Raw genomic sequence first — 23209 nt, forward strand, 5'->3', positions numbered from 1 at the left:
AATTAGGTTTGTGGGTTGATTAAGAGGGATCAAGAGGGATCATTTTCATGAGACTCAAAAAATTCATGAGAACATTATCCACTAATTATTTACTTACAGCCTTTGGAATATCCATTATTATTTTTTTGATTTTGATTTTTTTTACAACCAAGATACGGTGTTTTCCCCTTAAATTTCCAACCTTTCTTGTTTTAGTTTCATCAAGTATTGTTATTGGTTACCAGTTTGGATTGATTATATATTTCATTTCCAGCATGCAATCTGTATTTAAAAAGTTTGAGCCTCTTTTTCAGGAAAAAAAATTCATGGTTTTCCGGGATTGTGTGGACAAAAGATTCCAAAGAACTGGAAATTATTATTTCATAATAATTCTGGTTTTAATTCCTTTTATCCTGCTAGATCTTATCGAATTCTTTAAGTGGAAATTTGCTGAGGGTCCTATTCCTCCCTATTTTTATCTATTTGAGCCGACGTTTTGGTCTCTCCTTCTCGACGTGGTTAATAATATATTTGGATATCTGATGCTCTTCTTGCTGGCAAATGTGGTATGGATTGTCTTCAACCTGATTTTGATAGTAAGTGTCCTTGATAAGGCACATTATCTCAAAGCTGATGTTTTCCACATTGATCAAAGTGGTGGATTGCAGCCACTTCGAAATTATATTCTATTTATTGTAGTTAATTATTTTCTAATCATAACGCTTGCTATGCTTTCCTACATTTCTCCAACTGCAAGCGTACTTGTTTTCATTTCTCCAACAGCAATCATTTCTTATGAAATCATTTTTCTAGCCGGTTTGCTATTTCTGGGAGTTGTTCTCTTTTTCCAAACAGAGAAAGTAATCATAAGTCTAATTGATAAGAGTATGGAATGTGAACTTAGAAGAATCGATAACGAATATCGAAATACTTTTGAAAGATTGAATGAACTCAATTCAGGGTTAAAAAATAAGGAAAATGGAGTAGAATTAAAAAATTTATCACTCATACTGGATATTCTGGGAAAGGAAGAGGCAAAAATAAAAAGTCTGAAACATAGAAGGTTTGACCTTAAAGGGATTTTTACTTTCATAAGTTCATTCCTGATACCTACCGTTACTGCAATTACCAAAGAAAAATTATTTGAATTCGTTCTTCGAATAAGCTGAGAGGGTGAAAAGGAATGTCTATCATATGATACAAAAAAGATGCATACTTTTTACGCCACGTTTTTTGAGAGGAAATGGAGATTTCAGTATTCAAGTCCGGGTTTCTGTGAAATTCAAAATTTTTTAAAACCGGCGGCGGGGACGAAGGGCCGGAAAGCTCGGAAAAACTGAAAAAATATATTTGGCCGGTCTTGGCGAAAGGCTTTTGGAGTCGCCTGGCCCGGATTTGTGAATTGTTCGAGATATGTTTATTCCGGCCGGGGAGGATTGATTGCGGAGGAGAGGAAAAAACGAGCCCTCAACGACTGAAAAGTGATCTTTTTGAGTATGATGCAAAACGGATTCAAACCACGGAACACACGGAACACACGGAAAAAAATGATAATTTGTGTTATTCCTGACAAAGTTTTTAATTTTTTATTCAGAATGTCAAACCCCTTCTTCGAAGCGTAAAAAACCAGAAGGAAAACGGGTCTGGTCTTCGGCCTCAATACAGACCTGGATAGCTTCCCTAACTCGCTCCATGGCCTGTTCCACAGTTTTTCCCTGTGTATAACAGCCGGAAATGTCCGGTACTGTTGCTATGTACATTCCGTCCTCATCCTGTTTGATCAGGACCGTGTAATTCAAGCTCTTGCCTTCCATTTGTACCATAACATTATTGGGTCAATAAGTATTTAAAACTGATTTGAATAAGGGAATTTAAACCTCTGTTGACAGTTGTGGTTCAGAAAAAAACGGATCCTCAACGCTCATCAGGGCGGCTTTTTTCAAGAATGATGCGAAACGGATGCACACTTTTACGCCACCGTTTTTTGAGAGGAAATGGAGAGTTCAATATTCAAGTCCGGGTTTCTGTGAAATTCGAAATTTTTTAAAACCGGCGACGGGGACGAAGGGCCGGAAAGCTCGGGAAAACTGAAAAAATATATTTTGCCGGTCTTGGCGAAAAGCTTTTGGAGTCGCCTGGCCCGGATTTATGAGCCGGATATTTTTGTTTTGGCGGGGCTGGGTTAATTGCGGAGGAGAGGAAAAAAAGGGCCCTCAACGACTGAAGGGTGATCTTTTTTGAGTATAATGCAAAACGGATTCAAACCTATGGGGTCAAAATAAGGTTAGATTTTTGGCTCACAAAAATCCCACCATAGCAGCCCATTCTACTTCTACGTGCCTAATATGGCATTTTTTACTGCAGAGTGGCAATATATTGTAGTGGAACCGTAGTACAACAATATGAGTTGTATACAAAAACTACTTATCGTTACAAAAACGATAGCTTGAAGACGAATACTCAGTTGAAAATTGGATCTCCAAACTCGACATTTCCAACCCCATAATGATGCCATAAGATCAAATTCACATTGGATTTTTTATGGTTGATAAATAACGGTGGGATGAATATAAAATAATTTCAATTGTTGTTGACGTTACCGTCTCAATATTAAAGGCAACCTTTCTCTATTTTTAAGCCTAATTTGGTTGTAAAGATCAATTCTACTAGAATGCTCTACTGTTGCGACTACTGCATAATCCTGTTCATAATTTTCGTCTTTAACCCATACATCTTGGCATATCACAACTAATATTAATGGTTTTTCGACATCTATTTTAGGCTTCCCTCTATACTGTTTAATGCCTTTTTGGTGAACTCCCTTTTTCCTTAAATTGATTCCAGGACTCAATTTGATTTCTTTGTTTCGAATTTTACTTGGAACTATATCTTCCGCTTCATTTTCTATTTGAACTGGACTGTATAATTGAATTACGTCTTCAAGATTTACATTTCTGAACAAATGTGTTTCGAATTTTGTTCCAAGATATTCTATTCTATTTTTGTTAGTATGTGGGTCAAATACCAGTGTAACAGACAATGTTTTATCTCCTGGTATATCTACAAAATCTTCTGGAATTGATATCTGATATATGTGAAAATGATTTAGCTTAATTTTATTCTCGTTCATTAAAAGAACACGACTTGATTCTGAAAAAATTGCTTTTTCAAAATCTGGTTTTCCATAACCATAAATCTTCAGGAGATTCTTTAATTCATAATCACTAGAGTTTAGGTCTATTGTTGACAAACACTCAGGTCTATTTTCGGGTATACTTGTGGAAGACAAAAGTAAAGCTTTGATTAGATTTAGAGACTTATCAGGGTATTTGTTTATTAATTTCGATAGCTGATTAGATACTTTAGGTGCACTGTAGCTAGTCCCATAAACTAAGGTGAAAAGTCTACCTTCTTGTATCCAATTCCTATTTGTAGTAATTATATTAGACTCATCACCAAATCCACCCCCACCACTTTCGACAATTTCGGGTTTAATCATTCCTTTGTATCCCATTCCAACCCTAGTCACAGGAGATGGATAATTCTCGTAGGCATCAAATAATGTACTAATCCTATTTTTTGATACAGACCCCACCGTTAATGCAAGTGCAGCTGTAGCTGGATCAGTAATTTTGAAATAATCAGTACTTTCATCAATCAAGTAATCAGGATATGAATCTGGAATATTCGCATCAAGTGGAACATCAGCAATATTTCCGGCTGAAACCACGAAAATAACGTTCAGCTCTTTAGCTAAATCATCTATCAAACTTGCTATTTTAAATTGCCTTTTACCTTCAATCATTCTCTTAGTGGTATCACCAATTGACAAATTTATAATTTTACAATTTGAGTAACTATTTACAATCGATCTAACCGCTTCATCTAATTGGTGTTCTAGCAGTTCTTTTTCATCATAGATAGCATAGCCATCTTCATCTTTGAACATTACTTTGGCAGAAAATACCCACGTTTCAGGTTTGAAATTATTGTTTTCCAAACACTTTTGTAAATCACCATATAATGCTATTCCTGCTACTTCGGTGCCATGACCGATTTCATCATAAGGATTATCAGTAGACACACTTGAATGATTTATTGTAGATACTGAAATTGCATCTCCTACCGCATTTTTTAAAAGAGGATGATTTGAAAGTATTCCCGAGTCAATAACTAAAATACCACTTGCATCTTCTGATGGTTCATCATATATTTCAAATTCATCGATATCTGCATTTAGTGACGCTTCCAATTTAATTCTAGGTGGTCTATCAATATAAGCAACTTCTCTTAAATACAATAAATCTATATACAAATTGTAGTTAACATGTACTCTTAAAAGACAAAAATTGTTAGTGGTTAATAAATCAGAGATATTTCCATTTTTATTTTCAATCATTTGATTAAGCTGTAATAGAAAACTATTTAATTCACTATCTTCCATTCTCCATATTTCAACATCTAAATAAGATAATTCATTTTCATCAAATGGGTTTTTTTGTAGATTTTCCCCCATTTTTTCTTCAGGAGGAATTAATCTCAATTCATCTATAGCATCGAAAAATTTGTACTTGTCATCCTGTACATATTTTTCAAGTCTCCCTTTAAAATTTTCTCTTTTTTCATCATCAGCAAAAACAATCCAATAACCTTTGTTGTCAGGAGAAGGAGATATAACTTCAATACCAGCACGTTTAAGCTCATTTCTAAAGGTATCTTCGGAAACATTCTGATTTATATTTATTTTAAAAATTAATTTTGGGTCAATAAATCCTTGATACCTTTCTTTGTCTTCTTCATGTTTTTGATGAATATCTTCAAATGATTGCAAAATATTTCGGTAAAAATCTTCTTTATCACGAGTACCTCTACTGTATCCAAATCCACCACCATTTTTCCTACGCATGAACTCATCGGGTATATGTTGAAGGTCGAGGTGCCCTAAATATTCTACCACATTAATCACTTCGAATTATTTTTTTTCTTTCTTTGTGTTCATCGATTACTGAATATATATTTTCAAACTTGATTTCATTGATATTCAGTAAAATAGTTCTTCTTAAAGATTCTTCACATACTTGAGAAATATCAGCTGGAGAAAATCCTTCCGTAAGTTTGGATAGTTTTAAAATATCTAAATCTTTCGATTTTTTCATCACGCGCAAATATTTTTTGAAAATCTGAGTTCTTAATTCCTCAGTTGGAATATCAAAATACAGTACGTCATCAAACCTGCGCCATATTGCAGTATCTAATAAGTATTGGTGATTTGTAGCAGCGATTATTATGCTCCTACCATTGTAGTTATCAAGCATTTGCATAAAGTTATTAACTACTCTTTTAGTTTCACCATGCTCATAGGGATCATCCCTCTTTTTGCCAATTACATCAAATTCATCAAACAATACTACCCATTCACCTTTGTCTATAAAATCAAAAATTTTCCTCAAATTTGTTGAAGTTTCTCCCAAAAATGAAGATACTATTGAGTCAAATCTAATGTAGACTAACGGATAACTTAACATAGAACTAATTAAGTAAGACGTTAAAGTTTTTCCAGTCCCAGGTGGACCACAAAAAAGGTATTTTTGCTTTGGCTTTAAACCATAGCTTGAAAATATTTCTTGATAATTTATCTCTTTAGGAATATTTTCAATTTTTTTCTTTATTTTTGCATCTAAAATTAAATCATCTAAATTGAAATATCCTTCTTTAATTTCTAATAAAGGAAAACCTTTGTCACTATCCCTTGGAATAGGTATGTTTGATTTATATCTTTTAGAAATATTTGTGTTTAAATTGAATTTATTCTGGTTTTTTGAATAGAGAATCTTTTTCAAATCTTTTGCAAGCAAATGGTGTTTCTTTTTTTCTTCGTCTTCAATAATTTCAGCCGCTACTCTAACAAATTGATCGTTGTCATTTTCGATAAACGACTGAAATATATTTTTTAATAGGTCACTTCTCATCGAAAACACCTTATTCAATAGTAGATATTATAAACTCATTCAGATAATTAGTTTTATCGCAAGAAGACTTAAAAGAACTATATCTTTGCTAATTAATTTATAAATATTGTCGCTTCTCAACAACCAAGTGTTGAATAATTACGAACTATTGTAATTGATTATATGCGACAATACATGTTTGGCACAACACGATTTAGTTTTTAGAAGTATCATCATTTGACTACATCTTTAAGTAAAGGCATAAATTACAATCTTTCTAATTTATAACGATATCGACAGCAAGTGTAGGTATACATCAAATATACAAATGTTGAAAATTTACTTAGGACCCGCAACGAAATAACCTATACAACTTATTTACTCATTGTAACTTCGATTGACGATCTTGATCTTGAAAATCAATATGTTCAAGTGAAATATGCATAGTGTCGCGTCAACAATCAAGCATATGACAATTGCAAATGATTGTAATTGATTTTATACGACCGTTCATAATTGACATGACAATAAGTTGTTTTGTGATAAGTCCTTAAATAAACGATTTTTTGCAATCATTAAGGAATGGTAAAAATATAATTCAGATTTTCAGTTTGGTAATTGCTTTATACTCATACATACTGTGTTTTTGTTGGTGGAGATGTTTGTTGTGTGTATTCAAACCACGGAAAGTCACGGGAAAGCACGGGAAAATAAAGGCCAGAAGACGGTAATTACGGTTGCTCTGGCGTTTTTTCCACAATGGATTTTGAATTGATTATTTAAAATCCCGGCGTACTCACCGGCCTTCAGGCTGGTTTCCATGTCCTTCCATGTTTTTCCGTGATTAAGGAACGGTAAACAAAAATACTTGATATTATATTTGACTCATTCCTAACCATACTTCTAAAACGGCAATAGTTACGCACAATCTAGTCATTTACTCAAAAAACTACACTTAATATAAAAACTACACTTAATATAAAAACTACACTTAATATAAAAACTACACTTAATATTATACTCATTGCTGGGACAATTCATGTGACAAAACCTATTATTTATGGTTTTGTCTCCGATCAAGAGATTGGGTATAGATATTTACGTAAAGAATATAATATGACTGTACCATTCTTCATAATAATTTAGTAAATATTTAAACTTTTGCCAATAATTTATATTTAATTGTGCTTTTAATATTCCAAAACTTATCCATACAATTTTAAACTCATAAAAATAATAGTAAAATAATTATTTTTACCAGCTAAAGAATGTAAACCGTCTTGGGAACCCAATCGCCTAGAGAAATCCCCTCCTTATTATCCTTCCCTTAATTATAATAACAAAAACCCCCTAATTACAGAGGGGGATAATTCTGAAAATAAAGTCCATTAATCCTTATACTGAAGAACTTAACTGGGCATACGATGCGCTTTCTTTTAAGGAATGTGAACAGGAAATAGAGAAATCCCGGTTTGCTTTTGAGGGCTGGAGTTCGCTGTCGGTGGAGGGGAGGGCCAGGTACATAGCTCGAGCTGCCTCAGTCCTCAGGAAAAATGAGCGGATCTACGCCGAAATCATAACAAAAGAAATGGGAAAACCCATAAAAGAGTCCCTGGCCGAAATCGAAAAATGTGCCTGGATCTGTGACTATTACGCTGAAAACGCGGCCGAATTTCTAAAGTCCGAAACCGTCGAAACCGGGGCCGAAAAGAGTTATGTAAGCTTTGAGCCTCTCGGCGTCATCCTCGGGATTATGCCCTGGAACTTTCCTTTCTGGCAGGTCTTTCGCTTTATCATCCCTGCGCTCTCGGCCGGAAACGTCTGTCTTCTCAAACACGCCTCAAACGTGCCGGGCTCGGCCCTGGAAATCGAAAAGGTATTTCTGGAAGTGGGGCTTCCTGAAAACGTTTTCAAGACGCTCCTGATCGACTCGAAAACTGCCATGAAGCTAATCGAAGAGGACCTCGTAGACGGCGTATCCCTCACCGGAAGCATCAGGGCCGGGTCGGCCGTAGGAGAGCTTGCCGGAAAAAGGATAAAGCCTCTCGTGCTCGAACTTGGCGGGTCCGATCCCTTTATCGTATTCGAGGACGCCGACATAGACGCGGCCGCACAAATGGCGGTAAAATCTCGATTTATGAATGCCGGGCAGAGCTGTATTGCAGCAAAGCGTTTCATCGTCCTGGAACCGGTCGTCGGGGTTTTTGCGGCCAGATTCGACGAATACATGCAGCAGCTTAAGGTAGGAGACCCCCTGGACGAGGAAACCGACATCGGACCCGTGGCAAAACCTGAATACGTGGGAGAGCTTGAAAAGGTCCTGAAGGACGCGAAAAAGAAAGGAGCCGAGCCGAAAGTGCACGAAGCTCTGCCCGAAAAAGGCTTCTTCTTCAGCCCGGCCCTCGTCCCGGCCGCAAAAACCGATATGAAGGTCTGCTCCCTTGAAATCTTCGGGCCGATTGCCCCCATAATCACCGTCAGAGACGAAGAAGAAGCCGTGGAAGTTGCAAACTCCACGGAATTCGGGCTCGGAGGAGCTGTCTGGTCAAAGGACCTTGAGAGAGCCGAAAGAGTTGCCGGAGAGATTAAAGCCGGTTTTGTAGCGGTCAACGGAATGGTAAAGTCCGACCCCAGGCTGCCTTTCGGGGGAATCAAAAAGTCCGGGGTCGGAAGAGAACTTTCCCACTACGGAATAAAGGAATTCGTGAATATTAAGACAGTTGTGATTAATAAATAATCGTTGTCCAATCAAAATTTTTTAGTCCGCTTGAGCTCGCAAAGCGAGCGAAACGGACCGCGTGCTCCCGAAGCGCAACTCGGGTGCCGAAACGAAACTAGGGAGAGGGGAAAATATGCAGACTCCAGAATTTTTGAAGAAGGAAACAGAGCAGGGGAAGGAAAAATTACAGAAAATAGGATCTGAAAAACTAAAGATAGTCAACTACCCCCACCTAAAACCTTCGCCTAACGGCTCAGGTTTTTGAGGAGGGGGCTTGTTTCGACAAGTCCCTAGTTGAATAGCCTTTCGTTATACTGGTCATGATATTCGAGGATACTCCACACGTTCTCGGAGATTTCGATCTGGATTAAACATCCCTGAGAGGTAGGGGAAGTGTTCAGGTCATTAACAAGCCAGTATAACAGTGGCGATGTGGACCCACTCCAATCAAGGAGGACAAAACTTTTGAAGGTCTTTGTTATTAACAACAAAAAAGAACCACTAATGCCCACGACCCCTCGAAAAGCTAGAATATTGTTAAAAGAAGGACGTGCGGAAGTGGTACAAAGGAATCCATTCACGATCAAACTTCTTTATCCTTCGGGAAAAAATACTCAGGAAATAACCCTAGGAATCGATACTGGGTTCCTTAACATAGGATTTTCGGCAGTTTCCGAAAAAGAAGAACTTATTTCAGGAGAGGTAAAACTTCTTGCTGGAATGCCAGAGCGAAACGAAGAACGGAGAATGTACCGAGGAAACCGAAGAAACCAAATCAGACACAGGAAACCTGGGTACAATAAAAACACCAACTAGGAAGGTTGGTTAGCTCCTTCTATCAAACACAAGCTTGAAAGCCATATCAGATTAATAGAGGATCTTGCCGAAATCTTGCCCATAACAAAAATCGTTGTCGAGGTTACGAACTTCGACATTCAAAAAATCAAAAACCCGGAAATTGAAGGCAAACAGTATCAGGAGGGGGAACAGGCAGGCTACGATAACGTTCGGGCCTATATTTTGCACAGAGACGGATACTCTTGCCAGAACCCGGACTGCAAAAACACATCAAAACGGCCTTTGCTCCAAGTGCATCATATCCAGTACAGAAGTAACAGTGGTTCTGATCGGCCTGATAACCTGATTACACTCTGCAATCAGTGTCATACCCCTGAAAATCATGAAGGATTCCTTTTAACATGGAAACCAAAGGTAAGAGGCTTCAAAGATGCTACATTCATGAATATAGTACGCTGGAAGCTCGTGGATATTTTAAAAGAAAAGTATGATGTTGAGCACACTTTCGGATATGTCACAAAAGCAAAAAGGTACGAGCTTAATCTTGAGAAAACTCATTCAACCGATGCCTTTTGTATTGCTGGAGGGGGAACTCAGACTCGATGTGCTCCCCATGAAATACTACAAATAAGAAGAAATAACAGAAGCCTCTCGAAATTTTACGATGCGCAGTATATTGATTTGAGGGACGGCACTCAAAAAACCGGACAGGAATTAAATTCAGGAAGAACTACCAGAAACAAAAATCTTAACGGGGAAAATTTGAGAGTGTATAGGGGTAGGAAAACAAAGAAAGGAAGGTACAGCATAAGGAAAAATCATTATCCTATTCAACCAATGGATTTAGTTGAGTACGAAGGAGAGCTATATTATGTAGCTGGAGCACAAAATTACGGAAAGTATGTGAAACTTCGAGCCTCAGCAATTAAATCATCCAAAGTAGTAAATATTCAAAAAGTTAAAATTGTAAAGTACGGTAAAGGATTCTGTTGGATTGACCAATCACCTTAGTTCCCAAATTTTAAGCGCATATAAGCATTTTTACAAATCTATGGCCTCAATAGATGTCGATTTTAAAATACAGCCAAAAGAATGATGTGCTTAAATATAAGCGCATAATTCGACATCAAGAGACATTTATGCGCCTAAAAATGCGGAATGCAGGCCAATCAGTACCACGTTAAAAAAATATAGAATCCGGCCCCCGTAGTCTCGACGCATTCATCTCCCACCTGCCAGTTCCGCCAAAGCCGGAACTGTCGAGGAAGGAGTCTTCTGCTGTTTGAGATAAACGCAAAAAGGACACTCAGTGGTATATGAAGAATACATCAAATGTAACACATTATGCAGGAGGATGTTCCATGACTATAAAACCTGAAAAAATGCAGGAAATAAAACCGCCGGAAAAAATCGAAACCGGGAAAGGAAAAAGCATGAAAGCCTCGGATCTCTTCGTGGCCCAGCTTGAGGAAGAGGGGGTGGAACACATCTTCGGGCTGCCGGGAGAGGAGAACCTCGACCTCCTTGAATCCCTCAGAAAGTCCAGCATAAACGTAATCATAACCCGGCACGAGCAGGCAGCCGCCTTCATGGCTGCGGCCTACGGGAGGCTAACCGGAAAGGCGGGGGTCTGTTTTTCGACGCTCGGGCCGGGGGCCACGAACCTTGTGACAGGAGTTGCCCAGGCCCAGCTGACAGGGGCTCCCTTCATCTCGATTTCAGGGCAGAAGGCCCTGGTTGATAACTGGCAGGCCCGCTTCCAGCTCGTGGACGTTGTCAGGATGATGGAACCCCTCTGCAAAAAAGCGGTCTCCATAGCCGACCCCGGGGTGATCCCCACGGTCATAAGGAACGCCTTCAAACTGGCCGAAAGTGAAAGGCCCGGGGCGGTCCACCTCGAACTTCCCGAAGACGTGGCCGAAGAGTTAACCGACGCAACAGTCCAGAAACGGAACGGAATAGAATACCCGCTCCCGAACCCCCTGGCCGTCGAAATGGCTGCGGCCCTCATACGAAAAGCCAGAAATCCTTTGATCCTGGTCTCCTCAGGGGCAAACCGAAAAGCCATCGCCACCGAACTGGAGAGCTTTGCAGAAAAAACCGGCATCTACCTCGTGCATACCCAGATGGGAAAAGGCGTGGTCCCGGACGACTGTAACAGAAGCCTCTTTGCAACCGGCATCCACGCCCACGACTACGTGAACTGTGGAATTGACAGAGCGGACCTCATAATCACCCTGGGCTACGACGTCGTGGAATATCCCCCCTACCTCTGGAACGAAGACCTCAACAAACAGATCATAAACATCGACTTCATGGAATCCGTACCTGACAGGTACTTCAACCCGGACCTGGAAATCATTGGAGACGTCGCAGCCACAATCCGGGCCCTTGGGGACCAGATCCTGCAAAAACGGGAGTTTCCGATCTTTGAGAAAATGAGGACTATTCTGGAGGACAAAATCAACGTCCCTGCCGAAAAACGCTACCCTGCCCTTCCGGAGGAAATCGTGCAGGCCGTCCGGAAGGTCATGGACCGGGAGGACATTATCTCCCTCGATAACGGGATCTACAAACTCTGGTTTTCCCGCAACTACAAGACCTATGCCCCCAACACCGTGCTTCTCGACAACGCTCTCGCCACCATGGGAGCAGGCCTGTCCGCCGCCATGACCGCTAAAATACTGCACCCGGAAAAGAAAGTGCTTGCGGTCTGCGGAGATGGAGGTTTCCTCATGAACTGCCAGGAACTCGAAACCGCCATCCGCTATAAGATTCCGGTGGTCGTCCTGGTCCTGAATGACAACGCCTTTGGCTTCATTAAGTGGAAACAGCAGAAAATGCATTTAGAGCCCTTCGCCCTTGATTACGGGAACCCGAACTTCGCCCGTTTGGCGGAAAGTTTCGGAGCTCCGGGTTTCCAGGTGAAGGAAAGGGATGACCTGGCAGAGGTCCTTGACATGGCCTTTGCCCTGAACAAGGTGACTGTGGTCGAGTGCCCGATTGATTACTCCGTGAACTACGAAACCTTTTCAGTCGAACTCGGCAACCTGGTATGTAAACTCTGAGTTTCAGTATTAAGGGGATGGGGGTCAAATTGGGGGAAGAATCGAGAGTGTTGGTTTCCATGCCTCCGCTCAACACCACGGTCATCTCCAAAATCCCCCATGCGTTGGCCCAGGCCGGGCAGTTCGAGCTAAACGTCATGACTCGGTTGAGCTGCAATATCCCGGAGTTCCTGGTTCTCCTTACGAACTACCGGCCTGTTTTTCGGGAGCACTGCGTTTTGGGGATTAAAGCAAACGAGGAAAACTGGTGGTCATGAAAGGGGGTTTGAGTAAAGAAGCAGCTGACGAACTCTTAAGAAATCACATTAAATCGGAATAAAAAATATAAAAAAATAAAAAGTAAATAATGATAAATGTTGTAAATACTTCTGATTTTTGGCTTATTTTTTCTCCCGCTTGAAAATCGCTGTCGCGGTTCCTTCCTCGTCCAGGTCATCCTTTATTAAAACAAGCTCCCAGCCTTCGTTTCCAATCTTTTCAAGGTCGGTCATCTGCTGTGGCATGTGAACAGCGTGAATCTTTCTGGAATCATATTCCCATAATTTCATACAATACCCCTCATGTTATTGATAATAAGAAAATAGTTTAATATTTAATATTTAATATCGCAACAAAAGTATAAAAACCTAAACAACTAAAAAAACATGGCCCTGTGACGTGAAAATCGATCAGGTACTTAAGAATCCGGGAGGGCCTTAATCTCAGATCTAACTGAAACAGCAGAGGTCTCCTTCCTCGACAGTTCCGACTTTGGAGGGACTGGCAGGTGGGAGGTGAATGCGTAGGAGCTACGGGGGCCGGTTTAAATAATCTCAAATGTCAATAAGTATTTTTACATAATATTAAAAATATATAGATGATTGCATGAAACAGGGATATTTTTTCCGGCTATATCCAACAAAAAAACAGGAAATAGCACTTGCTCAACACTTCGGAGCTTGCCGTTTTGTGTATAATCATTTTCTCAATATTAAGACAGAGATGTATAAGAAGTTTAGGGCAAGTCCCACAAAAAAGCAACTTCAAAAATACTTGACAGTGGCCAAACATACTATTTTTGATTGGATGGGGGATATTAATTCTCAATCCCTCCAGAGTGCAAATAAGAACCTTTTCACTGCAGAATATGTTTGAGCATGGCAGAGGATATCCACAATTCAAGTCAAAAAACGATCTAGATCAATCTTTTCAGGTGCCTCAAAGTTACAAGATTAATCTGACTACATCCAAAATATATTTGCCTAAAATCGGGTGGATAAAAATCAAGTTACACAGGGATTTTTTAACGCCTGAGATAATGGAAAATTGCATTACCTACACGGACTTAAACGGGGACAGGATAATCGAAAAAGATCTGAATAAGGACTTTTTCAAAACTGCAACTGTTTCAAAAAAATCTTCGGGAAAATACCACGTAAGTATCCTAACGGAAGACGAAACAGCAGCACCGGAAAAGGTTGAATATTCAGAGGATACAACTATTGGAATTGACTTGGGACTCAAGGACTTTGCGATCCTGTCAAATGGGGAAAAGATAGAGAACCCCAAACACTTGCAAAACTGTAACTATTCAGCCTACTGATAAAAAAAGCATAGTTTCAGCTAATGTTGCAACTATCGGATAATAGCGGCGCTCCATTGAGCGCCGCTCGAATAGCATCCATGACATTCAAGCTATTCTTTCTAATAGTGGATATGTATCCCCGAATTCTGCAGAAAGCTACCGCTCCTTCGATGCTTCGGAAAGTTCCCGAAATCTTCTGTTGTAGCTTCATCATTCTGATGTCTCGCTCTGCTTGATTATTATCAAATGGAACTCTCAGGTCATTGAGGAATTTCAGAATCCTATCCTTGTATTTTATGAACCTATCAAGGAGATTCTTTGCTTTTGTTTGTGCTGGTCTTCCTCTTTTTTTAACCTGTTTTGAGAGGTCAGGAGGTGGATTTTCTTCAATTCCCTCTTTAATTATTTTATCGTATATTTCCTCGAATGCCCTGACTTTTATTGGATCTATTGGAATTTCCATTTCTCTGCATTCGTCGGTATATTTTTTTACTTCACTCAGAAGTTCATTTACTTTTTTAGCCCATTGCTGCTCAAAATTCTCTTCAACTCCAGTGAGGTCCCTCTTAAGATGAGCATTGCAGAGAGCATGTTCACATCCATATTTGTTGTATGATGCCCAACCATCATGAACTACTACCCCCTTGTATTCTGGAAGAAAACCCAAAGCATTCATTGCCTCTGATCCTCTTTTTGGATGTACAAAATAGTATGTCCACAGACTGTTTGAAACAACATGGAGCCACCATTTTGTCCCTAAAACCCTCATTCCTGTTTCATCACAATGTACAGAATAGGCTACCCGTAGATGTTCGAAAACAGCTTTTTCGAAAGGTTCCAATTTCTGGAATAATTCCTTTTCAGCTCTTTTTATGGTAGCAGGGCTGATACGTATTCCATAAAAGTCCTCTGACAAATCACAAATCCGTTTATAAGGAATCAATTGAAAGTTCCTTAAATATACAAGAGAGGATAAAAGGCGAGGTCCATATTGAATAGGGAATTTTATAGAGTCTGGAAAAGTACCTTTGTTTATTTTCCCACAGTGAGGGCATTTCTTGGACTCAGCACGATGTTCGGTAAATATGATGTTCACAGGAGGAATATCAGCTTCTTGCCTGCGTTCACAGTCCCGAACTTCAGTATCTTCAAGATCATGACCACAATTTTCACAGCAGTGAGGGGAATGAAATATTATATGGTCAGGATCCCCAACCATTTCGAAAGTACTTCCAGAATGACCTTTTTGACCACCAGGTTTTTTCCCACTTCTTGTGCGGCTACTCTTAGGTTTAGGTTTTTCATTCACAAAAACGTCAGTAGAAGGAGGTTTACTGCTGTTTTGGCTGTTTTGATTTAGACGAGCCTCTAAAACCCTTACACGTTCCTCAAGTTCAGCAATTTGAGAAGCCTGTTTCTCTATGATAGTCTCAAGTCTCTGAATTACAGCAACGACTGCTTCAGGGCCTTCTTCATAGATTTCAAGAATCTCTTCACGTGTAAGCATGATACTGAAGAGATAGAGTTATTTTATATGCAATTTTTCCTCGAAACGAGGAAAAATTGCCTTTGTTCAAAGTATGGCTGAATAGTTACGCAAAACTCAGAAAAACGCCTAAAGGTACTTCAAAGAAGAGTAAGCAGGAAAGTTAAAGGTTCCAATAACCGAAGAAAAGCAGTAAGAAAACTTGCAAGACAACACGAAAAAATCGCAAACCAAAGAACGGATTTTCAGCAAAAACAGTCTTCAAAAATAGTCTGCGAAAGCCAAGCAGCCATAGCCGTGGAGACGCTGAACATTGAAGGGATGCGAAAGAACCACAAACTTGCAAAAGCGATAAGTAGTGTTTCGTGGGGTTCTTTTGTTAGAATGTTAGAGTACAAGGCGGAGAGGGTAGGGAAAACCCTCTTAAAAATAGGAATGTTTGAGCCTTCGACAAAAACCTGTAACGTTTGCGGGTTCCGTAATCCTGATATAACATTAAGTATCCGTGAATGGGAATGTCCTGAATGCAAAACGTTCCACGATAGGGATATTAACGCTGCAATTAACATCAAAAAGTTTGCACTTGCAAATTAATTAAAGGAACACCGCCGGAACGGCGGGAAGAGCCTGTGGACTCGTGGAGATTTCTCCGGGGTACGAAGCAGGAAGCCCCTTCCTCGATGTTTCTAATTGAAAATTAGAAACTCCTGTTAAACCTATGGTTTAACACGACAGCCGAAGGCTGACAGGTGGGAGTAGTTCACAAAGGACTCCATCGGTGTAGCTGAGCACACGAATTCTTTCCCTCGTCATAAAGTCAAGGATAAGCTCAATATCCTCCGGGTAGCGGGATTCCACGTAAACAGGGTTCATGGGTTCGGAATCCTGCCTTCCGATATAGAACATGTTCTCCCCGAAATGAATGATGAACCGCAGTTCATATTTTTCAAAGGTCAAGCAAAGGAATTTTTTGGAAAGCGGGGGTGTTGCAAGTTCAAAGTCCTCGTCGGTAATTTCTATATCTGCCCCGTACATAACAGAATTATTGGCAGGACCGGATATTAAATATACAGGCCCGGGAAATTTACTCAAAATTTCCTGACTTTTCGGGCAGGCATCCGGGCCCCGGGCAGGAGACCTACAAAACGGGCCGTTTTTCGGTAGCGTTCCAGGAGGTCTTCTTCATGCTTGATCTCTTCGAGCCTGTCAAAGATATACATATTTTCGGAAACCGGGGGGATTGTGGTCGTGAGGACCTGGATAAGAGACTCAAGCTGCCCTTCCAGTTCTTTTCGGTCTTTATCCAAGTTCTTGATTTTCCACTTTTTGACCCTCCGGCTTACCAGACAGGCCAGCTCCTCGGTTGGGGTCCCCTTTGCCCTGAGGCAGGCTGCCTTTGATTTGTTCTGGATTTCCGAAAGGGCTTCTTTTATTTTCCGTTCCGAAAGCATTTTCCCGATATCGGGACGCTCTTTTTTCGCCAGCTTTCCGGCGAGGATTAATTCCTCTTCTGTGAGGTAAAATAATTCCGAAGCCCTCTCAAAAGCCAGGATGCAGCCTTCAAGCAGCTCTTTTTTTCCCGCGAGGTCTTCCGGCTCAAGGTCTCCGGCAATTTCAAGCAGGCTGGCAAATTGCCTTATTTTTTCGAGCAATTGCTCTCTTTTTCCGGGCTCTCCGATTTGTCCTATTTGCCCGACCTGCCCGACCTGCCCGATTTCTCTGATTTCCCTCTCCATTTTTAAAAAATACCTTTCGGACTCGGGCCCTGCTTTTCGGAAAGTCTGCTCGCTTTCAAGGATGAAGAGCAGGGACTCAAAAAAAGGCAGGTAAAATTCCGGGACTTTTGTATCGGTAGAAATTTCAGAAGCTGCCCTGAAGTAGCGGATCGCTTCTTTCAGGCCGAAAATGTAGGTGACCCTGTCTGTTCCCTGCAGGGATCTCCAGAGGGAAGCTTTCCCGAGGGACTGGAAGGCGTACTTTTTTACATAGACGCAGCCCGTCCTGGTAAGTTTGAGCATATCTCTCCAGGCCCGGGTCTTGTCCCTGACGAGGTAAAAGGCCAGACCCATGACCCTGACCGTCCCCCTCCTCACGTAGCTGTCCCCATGCCCGGAAAGCCGCATAAGGTCCTGCCATCCCTCTTCTTTATCCGGGACTTCCGGAAATGCGACCGCAAAAGCCAGGACAGCGTTTTTCCGGACCTCCCTGTCCTCGTCCCCGGAGGCCAGCCGGACAAGTTCGATCCAGGCCAGTTCTTTGTCCCGCGCCTCCTTAAAACCCAGGCCCAGGAGTTCGGAAGCTTTCCTCCGGACGCTGGCGTCCCCCTCCGCAATCAGGTTCAGAAGGTCAAAAAAGGCCCCGGACTTATCTTCCAGGTCGGGAAATACATGAGAAAGCATTTCATCCGCGTTTTTCCGGACCACGACGTCTTTATCCCCTGCCATTTTCAAAAGTTCAGCCCAAATGTCCCGTTTTTTGCCCTGACATCCGGCCGAATACAGGGCCAGGAGAGAACTTACAGCTCCCCTTCGCTCGGTGGATTCGGCAGTCGTTGCAGAACCCAAACGGAAGAGTTCACGGCAGACCTCTTTTTTATCCGGCAGGCGGGAAAAGGAAGCTGCAAGGGCCTGGGCCGCTTCCTGCCGAACATAACTGTCCCGGTCCCCGGTCAGTTTAAGGAGCTCAAGTCCTGGTCCTTTGCCTGTTCCATTCACGGACCCGGCTTTTGCCTGTTCCGTGCCCATACTCTCTTTTTCCTGCGTCTTCTCTTCCTTCTCCTGATTTTCTTCCTCCTCATTCCCCTCCTGCAAAAAAGCGGCCCCAAGAGCCTGTGCCGTGTCCCTTCTGGCGTAAGCTGCCTTTCGAGCCGCAAGCCCGTAGAGTTTTTCAACCCCGTTTTCCTCGGTAAGTTCGGGGTAAAGGGAAGCGAGCACCTTTAAGGCTCTCCGGGTCACGTAACTGTCCCCCTCTTCACTCAGGCGGACGAGGTCCGAACAGGCTTCGACTTTCCCCTCTTCCGGAACGAAAGGATAAACTTCCATGAGAGCTTTTACGGCCTCTCTCCTTACCTTTTCGTCCTCCGACCCGGCAATTTTCAGGAGCTTTTCCCAGGCCTCTCCCCTTTCATTTTCCGAGAGCTCCAGACAGACCATCCCCAGGCAGAAGCCCGTATTTTTCCTTATGTTTCCATCTCCGGTTTCATCCCCCGCCATTTTGAGCAGGAACTCCCAGGCCTGTGATTTTCCTGTCTCCGGCAGATGCGGAAGGACCGAGGGGAGACTCCTGACAATTATCCTGCGGACCCCTTCGGTGCTTGAGGGGGAAGTTACCAGGGCCGCAAGCTCTTTCCAGGCTTTTTCCCGCTCCGTTTCCGGAAGGTGAGAATAAGAAGAGACCAGGGCCTGGGCGGCGTTCCTTTCCACCTCTTCTACAGGGTAGGCCGTAAGGTTCAGGAGCCTGTCCCATACTTCCTTTTTCCGGTTTTCCGAGATATGAGGGTAAACGGATTCAAGGGCCTGGATTGCGGCGGCCCTTACACGGCTTTCGGAGTCTGCTGAGAGCCTTAGCAGGTCTTCAAGGGCCTCTTTCCTGTCAGGGCTTTCAGGGAGAAATTCAAAAAGAGCGCTCAACTGCCTTAAGGCATCGATACGGGTATTCGATGCCGGGCTGTAGGTTCTGTCGTGTAGTTTGGGTTGTTCGGTCAAGATTTCCACCAGATTTTCCTGAAAGGCCCGTTTTTGTTTATATTATATGTTTGAACAGGTTTATTTTTATCTCAAACCGCAGAAAACTCCTTCCTCGACAGTTCCGGCTTTTCCTGAAATGGAAAGGAGGGGGGTTCACACGTCGTAGTTAAATTTTATCTAAATGTACATGTTTTATATTATCATGGATTTACTTTTCGTTATGAACGGTGGCAATATTAGGAAAAATATTAAAGAAGGTTTAAATGTAGGGATTGTTCTGAAGCAGGACCAGAGAACGGGAAAAATTACTAAAGGCGTTGTGAAGAGACTTTTAACCAAATCTCCGAATCACCCGCATGGAATAAAGGTCCAGCTTGAAGACGGCCAGGTCGGAAGGGTTAAGGAAATTTATTGAATAGTTAGAGGAGGGAATCGATTTTAAAGTCCATGTTTGTGGCTGTAATCTGAAATCGCAGTGCTGGAAAGAGTGTATTTTCATCCTGTATGGGTATATTTATATGTTATAAGTGCAATGTGTAGATGTTGAAAATAATGAGAAGTGTAATAATCTGTTGTTAAAAACCAATTTTTGTTTTTATCAAAGAGTTCTATACAATCTTATTTTTAAACTATTTAACTAATAATTAAAACAAAGGTGAAACAAAATGGCTTTTAATGACAGAAATACCAGAGGAAATAATAATTTCGGCGCACCCAAAGAAATGTTCAAGGCAACCTGCTCTGATTGCGGTGTTGAGACTGAAGTGCCTTTCAAACCTGATCCAGAAAGACCTGTCTACTGTAGAGAGTGTCTTCCTAACCACAGGACACCCAGAGATAACAGTAGATATTAAGCCCGAATCCTGTTTCGAGATTTGAAAAATCTATAATTTTTCTGCTAGTTGCATTGCAAATGTAACAGCACGATGTCCGCTTCACTCAAGCGGACTCATACTTTTTTAAAATTGTAAGCCCGGTATTTTTGCACTTCCTCAATCGATTTCCACAAGGCCGTTTTTTTACTGCATCAATACGATTTTAGGCCTGAAGCGGCTGTTCGAATAATGGTGGGAATTTTACAAGTTCTTCCATTTGAGAAAGTGTGCTCCTATTTTCATAGGCATGTTTATATATTATAAGCGTGAGGTATGCGTGTTGAAAATAATGAGACGTATAATCTGTTGTTAAAAAGAAATTTTTGTTTTTATCAAAGAGTTCTATACAATCTTATTTTTAAACTATTAACTAATAATTAAAACAAAGGTGAAACAAAAATGGCTTTTAATGACAGAAACTTCAGAGGAAATAATAATTTCGGCGCACCCAAAGAAATGTTCAAGGCAACCTGCTCTGATTGCGGTGTTGAGACCGAAGTGCCTTTCAAACCTGATCCAGAAAGACCTGTCTACTGTAGAGAGTGTCTTCCTAACCACAGGACACCCAGAGATAACAGCAGATACTAACCCTGAATCTTGTTTTGGGATTTTAAATAATCTGTTATTTTTTTGCAAGTTGCACTGCAAGTGCAACAGCACGATGTTCGCTTCACTCAAGCGGACTCATGCTTTTTTAAAATATACCATCGATCTGGAATACTTTTTTTTAACTCGTGAATTTTTGCAGCCTTGAGAACTGGCACTTCGCAGGCCCGATTATCTTTGCGTTTCCTCGATCGATTCCTCGCGGGACTGTTTTTTTACTGTGATATTTGTCTATCAATCGGCCAAAACAACCTCGACCAGTCTCTCTCGATAAAAAACTGGATAAAGCAGAATCCTGAAATCACGGAAAACGCGGAAAGACACGGAAGAAACGTAGATGAGGGAAATGAATTCCAGAAAAAGAGGCCGGTGTTCAGTCAACTACCCCCACCTGTTAGCCTTCGGCTGCTGAGGAAGGGGACTCCAGCTGAGTCAGTTGAAAGAAAAGCGAAAGAAAATAACATATCCAAAGCAACAAAAATATATTTGTTCAGTCAGCGGACTGCTTCACTCTCCCCCCGAACCCTTTTGTAAAATATGAAAGATCAAAACCGGAGAACGTTTACACATTGAGAGGTAGCAGCTGGCAGGCTCAATTATTTTTATCCTTTATCGATTCCCTGGGGCTGTTTTTTAGATAGTCAATAGGATTTTTGCCTGAGGTAGTTGTTTTCAAGTTATAGTGAAAAAATATCAGGCAATCCTGATTTCAAAATTTATTAATAAATGGGGTACAAACTCCGCCGTAAACCATGTATAAGTTCTCATTTGAGTGTGTGTACGTCCATTTGTATGGATGCACTTATATAATCGGACTGTATAGTTGTATATATTGAAAATAAAGAGACGTATAATCTGTTATTAAAAACCAATTTTTGTTTTTAATCTAGGGGTCTATACAATCTTGTTTTTAAACTATAAACTATCCGCTAAAGCGGAGGTGAAACGAAAATGGCTTTTAATGACAGAAATTCCAGAGGAAATTCCGGAGGTTTCCGCGGTAACAGTGGACCAAGGGAAATGACAAAAGTAACCTGTTCTGACTGCGGTGTTGAGACCGAAGTACCGTTCAAACCTACCGAAGGCAGACCAGTATACTGCAGAGATTGTTTTAATAAACACAGGTAATTCTAACGATAATCTGCATCAGGTGTTAATTTTGTAATTAAGTTTACATTAACACCTGATTCATCTTTTTTTGAAACTATTTGGCCCAGGCAAAACAACATCAATAACCATCTTTATGAAGATTCAATGGGCAAATTTAGATGAATTGATTTTATTTAATTGTTGACTATTGGTTGCGTTTTTTCGTATTTCATCAGTGTTAGTAATCAGACTTTTCTGTTTTCAAAATCAATATCAATCAACTGATCCACTTCGGGACCGGAAAAATCGTTGATTTTACTTTTAGCTACGATGAAATTGCAACAGCACGGAGGGATCCCCCGTTTCGCTTCGCTCAAGTGGACTAAGAATTTTTAAAAATAATTGGCCCGAGAAGTTTCGTATTTCCTCAATTGATTCCTCAAGGACCTGTTTTTTGATTGCATGAATACTTTTTCATCGACCGGCAAACGCAAGCTCGACCAGTTTAATTTTATTCCGCAAGCCTGGCACCCGGGGGTTGTTTTTTTAACTGCATCTATATGATTTTAGGCATAGGGTGTCTGTTTTCGAATAATAGTAGATACCCCTCAGTTGTATCGATATGTTTATATATTATAACTGCGATGTATGTGTGTTGAAAAATAAAGAGACGTATAATAATCTGTTGTTAAAAACCATTTTTTGTTTTTAATCAAAGAACTCTATACAATCTTATTTTTAAACTCTTAACTAACAACAAAAAAGGTGAAACAAAAATGGCTTTTAATGACAGAAATAACTTCAGTGGTAACAATTTCGGCGCTCCCAAAGAAATGCACAAGGCAACCTGCTCAGACTGCGGTGTTGAAACCGAAGTGCCTTTCAAACCTGACCCCGAAAGACCTGTTTACTGTAGAGAGTGTCTTCCTAACCACAGGACACCCAGAGATAACAGCAGATACTAAGTGTTGTTTGTGTAATTAAGTTTACACAACACTTTTTTTTCTACTTTTTTTAAACACACTATAAATCTGAATATACCTTTTTTCTTAACCCGTGATCTTTATCAGGATGAGAAGGAGCACTTTACAGGGTAATCAGTTTTGTTTCATAGAGAGATTTTTCTCGGTTTTTTTCTTACTGCATCAATACAATTTTTTACAAGGGGTAACTTTTTCGAATTATAGTGGAGAATTTTTCAGATTCCAAATCAACTAAAATATATTTTTTTGGTAGGTGGGCCGCTTCATTCTTCCCCCTAATCCTTTTGTAATCAGAGAGATCGAAAACTCGTGAACCTTAACAGATTAAGAAGTAACAGTTGACGAACCCGATCATTTTCGCATTTCATCTATCGATTCCCAGCAGGATTTTTTATTAGATTTCATCGA

The 23209-nt window shown here is 40.8% G+C and carries 19 protein-coding genes and 2 pseudogenes; 14 read left to right on the forward strand and 7 right to left on the reverse strand.

Annotation, left to right across the window (positions count from 1 at the left end):
* Positions 1–47 precede the first annotated feature (47 nt).
* Positions 48–1148, forward strand: a complete 1101-nt coding sequence (locus tag ACZ5QV_RS15540; protein ID WP_464600653.1) for a hypothetical protein — start codon at positions 48–50, stop codon at positions 1146–1148.
* 429 nt (positions 1149–1577) lie between these two features.
* Here ACZ5QV_RS15540 and ACZ5QV_RS15545 read toward each other — a convergent pair whose 3' ends face one another.
* The 3 genes from ACZ5QV_RS15545 to ACZ5QV_RS15555 form a co-directional block, all read right to left on the reverse strand.
* Positions 1578–1793 carry a type II toxin-antitoxin system HicB family antitoxin gene (locus ACZ5QV_RS15545; protein ID WP_464600651.1) on the reverse strand — a complete coding sequence of 72 codons (216 nt, stop codon included), beginning with the start codon at positions 1791–1793 and terminating at the stop codon, positions 1578–1580.
* Between the two features lie 782 nt (positions 1794–2575).
* Positions 2576–4936 carry a S8 family peptidase gene (locus ACZ5QV_RS15550; protein WP_464600654.1) on the reverse strand — a complete coding sequence of 787 codons (2361 nt, stop codon included), beginning with the start codon at positions 4934–4936 and terminating at the stop codon, positions 2576–2578.
* 1 nt (position 4937) lies between these two features.
* The gene (locus ACZ5QV_RS15555; RefSeq protein WP_464600655.1) at positions 4938–5948 is read right to left on the reverse strand and encodes an AAA family ATPase; all 1011 of its coding nucleotides are present in this window, start codon (positions 5946–5948) and stop codon (positions 4938–4940) included.
* Between the two features lie 1351 nt (positions 5949–7299).
* Here ACZ5QV_RS15555 and ACZ5QV_RS15560 point away from each other — a divergent pair.
* The 5 genes and pseudogenes from ACZ5QV_RS15560 (at position 7300) to ACZ5QV_RS15580 (ending at position 12769) form a co-directional block, all read left to right on the forward strand.
* Positions 7300–8664, forward strand: a complete 1365-nt coding sequence (locus ACZ5QV_RS15560; RefSeq protein ID WP_464602124.1) for an NAD-dependent succinate-semialdehyde dehydrogenase — start codon at positions 7300–7302, stop codon at positions 8662–8664.
* Between the two features lie 115 nt (positions 8665–8779).
* Positions 8780–8911 carry a hypothetical protein gene (locus ACZ5QV_RS15565; protein ID WP_464600656.1) on the forward strand — a complete coding sequence of 44 codons (132 nt, stop codon included), beginning with the start codon at positions 8780–8782 and terminating at the stop codon, positions 8909–8911.
* 167 nt (positions 8912–9078) lie between these two features.
* Positions 9079–10455, forward strand: a pseudogene (gene iscB / locus ACZ5QV_RS15570) (RNA-guided endonuclease IscB).
* A 350-nt stretch (positions 10456–10805) separates the two neighbouring features.
* Positions 10806–12512, forward strand: coding sequence for an acetolactate synthase large subunit (locus ACZ5QV_RS15575; protein ID WP_464600657.1), 1707 nt, complete (start codon positions 10806–10808; stop codon positions 12510–12512).
* Between the two features lie 29 nt (positions 12513–12541).
* Positions 12542–12769 carry a hypothetical protein gene (locus ACZ5QV_RS15580; protein ID WP_464600658.1) on the forward strand — a complete coding sequence of 76 codons (228 nt, stop codon included), beginning with the start codon at positions 12542–12544 and terminating at the stop codon, positions 12767–12769.
* A gap of 123 nt (positions 12770–12892) precedes the next feature.
* On the opposite strand, the gene ACZ5QV_RS15585 is transcribed toward ACZ5QV_RS15580, so the two are convergent.
* Positions 12893–13060: a hypothetical protein gene (locus tag ACZ5QV_RS15585; protein ID WP_464600659.1), complete on the reverse strand. Its 168-nt coding sequence runs from the start codon at positions 13058–13060 to the stop codon at positions 12893–12895.
* Positions 13061–13376: 316 nt separating this feature from the next.
* On the opposite strand from ACZ5QV_RS15585, the gene ACZ5QV_RS15590 reads away from it, so the two are divergent.
* Entirely contained in the window at positions 13377–13646 is a 270-nt protein-coding gene (locus tag ACZ5QV_RS15590) for a helix-turn-helix domain-containing protein (protein ID WP_464600660.1), read from the forward strand.
* The gene (locus ACZ5QV_RS15595) at positions 13639–14094 is read left to right on the forward strand and encodes an RNA-guided endonuclease InsQ/TnpB family protein (RefSeq protein WP_464600661.1); all 456 of its coding nucleotides are present in this window, start codon (positions 13639–13641) and stop codon (positions 14092–14094) included. The genes ACZ5QV_RS15590 and ACZ5QV_RS15595 overlap by 8 nt, the downstream gene beginning before the upstream one ends.
* Before the next feature lie 16 nt (positions 14095–14110).
* Here the strand turns inward: ACZ5QV_RS15595 and tnpC are convergent, their stop codons facing one another.
* Positions 14111–15583 (reverse strand): IS66 family transposase, encoded by a 1473-nt coding sequence (gene tnpC / locus ACZ5QV_RS15600; protein WP_464599339.1) that lies wholly within the window; start codon positions 15581–15583, stop codon positions 14111–14113.
* Positions 15584–15673: 90 nt separating this feature from the next.
* Here tnpC and ACZ5QV_RS15605 point away from each other — a divergent pair.
* A pseudogene (locus ACZ5QV_RS15605) lies at positions 15674–16156 on the forward strand (RNA-guided endonuclease TnpB family protein); the annotation flags it as partial.
* Between the two features lie 129 nt (positions 16157–16285).
* On the opposite strand, the gene ACZ5QV_RS15610 reads toward ACZ5QV_RS15605, so the two are convergent.
* Both ACZ5QV_RS15610 and ACZ5QV_RS15615 read right to left on the reverse strand, forming a co-directional pair.
* A complete protein-coding gene (locus ACZ5QV_RS15610) occupies positions 16286–16597 on the reverse strand; it encodes a hypothetical protein (RefSeq protein ID WP_464600662.1) in 312 nt (103 codons plus the stop codon).
* Between the two features lie 53 nt (positions 16598–16650).
* Positions 16651–19266 (reverse strand): HEAT repeat domain-containing protein, encoded by a 2616-nt coding sequence (locus ACZ5QV_RS15615; protein ID WP_464600663.1) that lies wholly within the window; start codon positions 19264–19266, stop codon positions 16651–16653.
* Between the two features lie 202 nt (positions 19267–19468).
* On the opposite strand from ACZ5QV_RS15615, the gene ACZ5QV_RS15620 reads away from it, so the two are divergent.
* From ACZ5QV_RS15620 to ACZ5QV_RS15640, 5 genes are all read left to right on the forward strand, one after another.
* On the forward strand, positions 19469–19663 hold the full coding sequence (locus ACZ5QV_RS15620) for a YwbE family protein (protein WP_464600664.1): 195 nt from the start codon (positions 19469–19471) through the stop codon (positions 19661–19663).
* A gap of 250 nt (positions 19664–19913) precedes the next feature.
* Entirely contained in the window at positions 19914–20102 is a 189-nt protein-coding gene (locus tag ACZ5QV_RS15625) for a CxxC-x17-CxxC domain-containing protein (protein WP_464600665.1), read from the forward strand.
* A 420-nt stretch (positions 20103–20522) separates the two neighbouring features.
* Positions 20523–20711, forward strand: a complete 189-nt coding sequence (locus ACZ5QV_RS15630) for a CxxC-x17-CxxC domain-containing protein (RefSeq protein ID WP_464600666.1) — start codon at positions 20523–20525, stop codon at positions 20709–20711.
* A gap of 969 nt (positions 20712–21680) precedes the next feature.
* Positions 21681–21857, forward strand: coding sequence for a CxxC-x17-CxxC domain-containing protein (locus ACZ5QV_RS15635; RefSeq protein WP_464600667.1), 177 nt, complete (start codon positions 21681–21683; stop codon positions 21855–21857).
* Between the two features lie 737 nt (positions 21858–22594).
* Positions 22595–22783, forward strand: a complete 189-nt coding sequence (locus tag ACZ5QV_RS15640; RefSeq protein ID WP_464600668.1) for a CxxC-x17-CxxC domain-containing protein — start codon at positions 22595–22597, stop codon at positions 22781–22783.
* Positions 22784–23209: the final 426 nt, after the last annotated feature.

It is taken from the genome of Methanosarcina baltica (genome assembly GCF_055394095.1).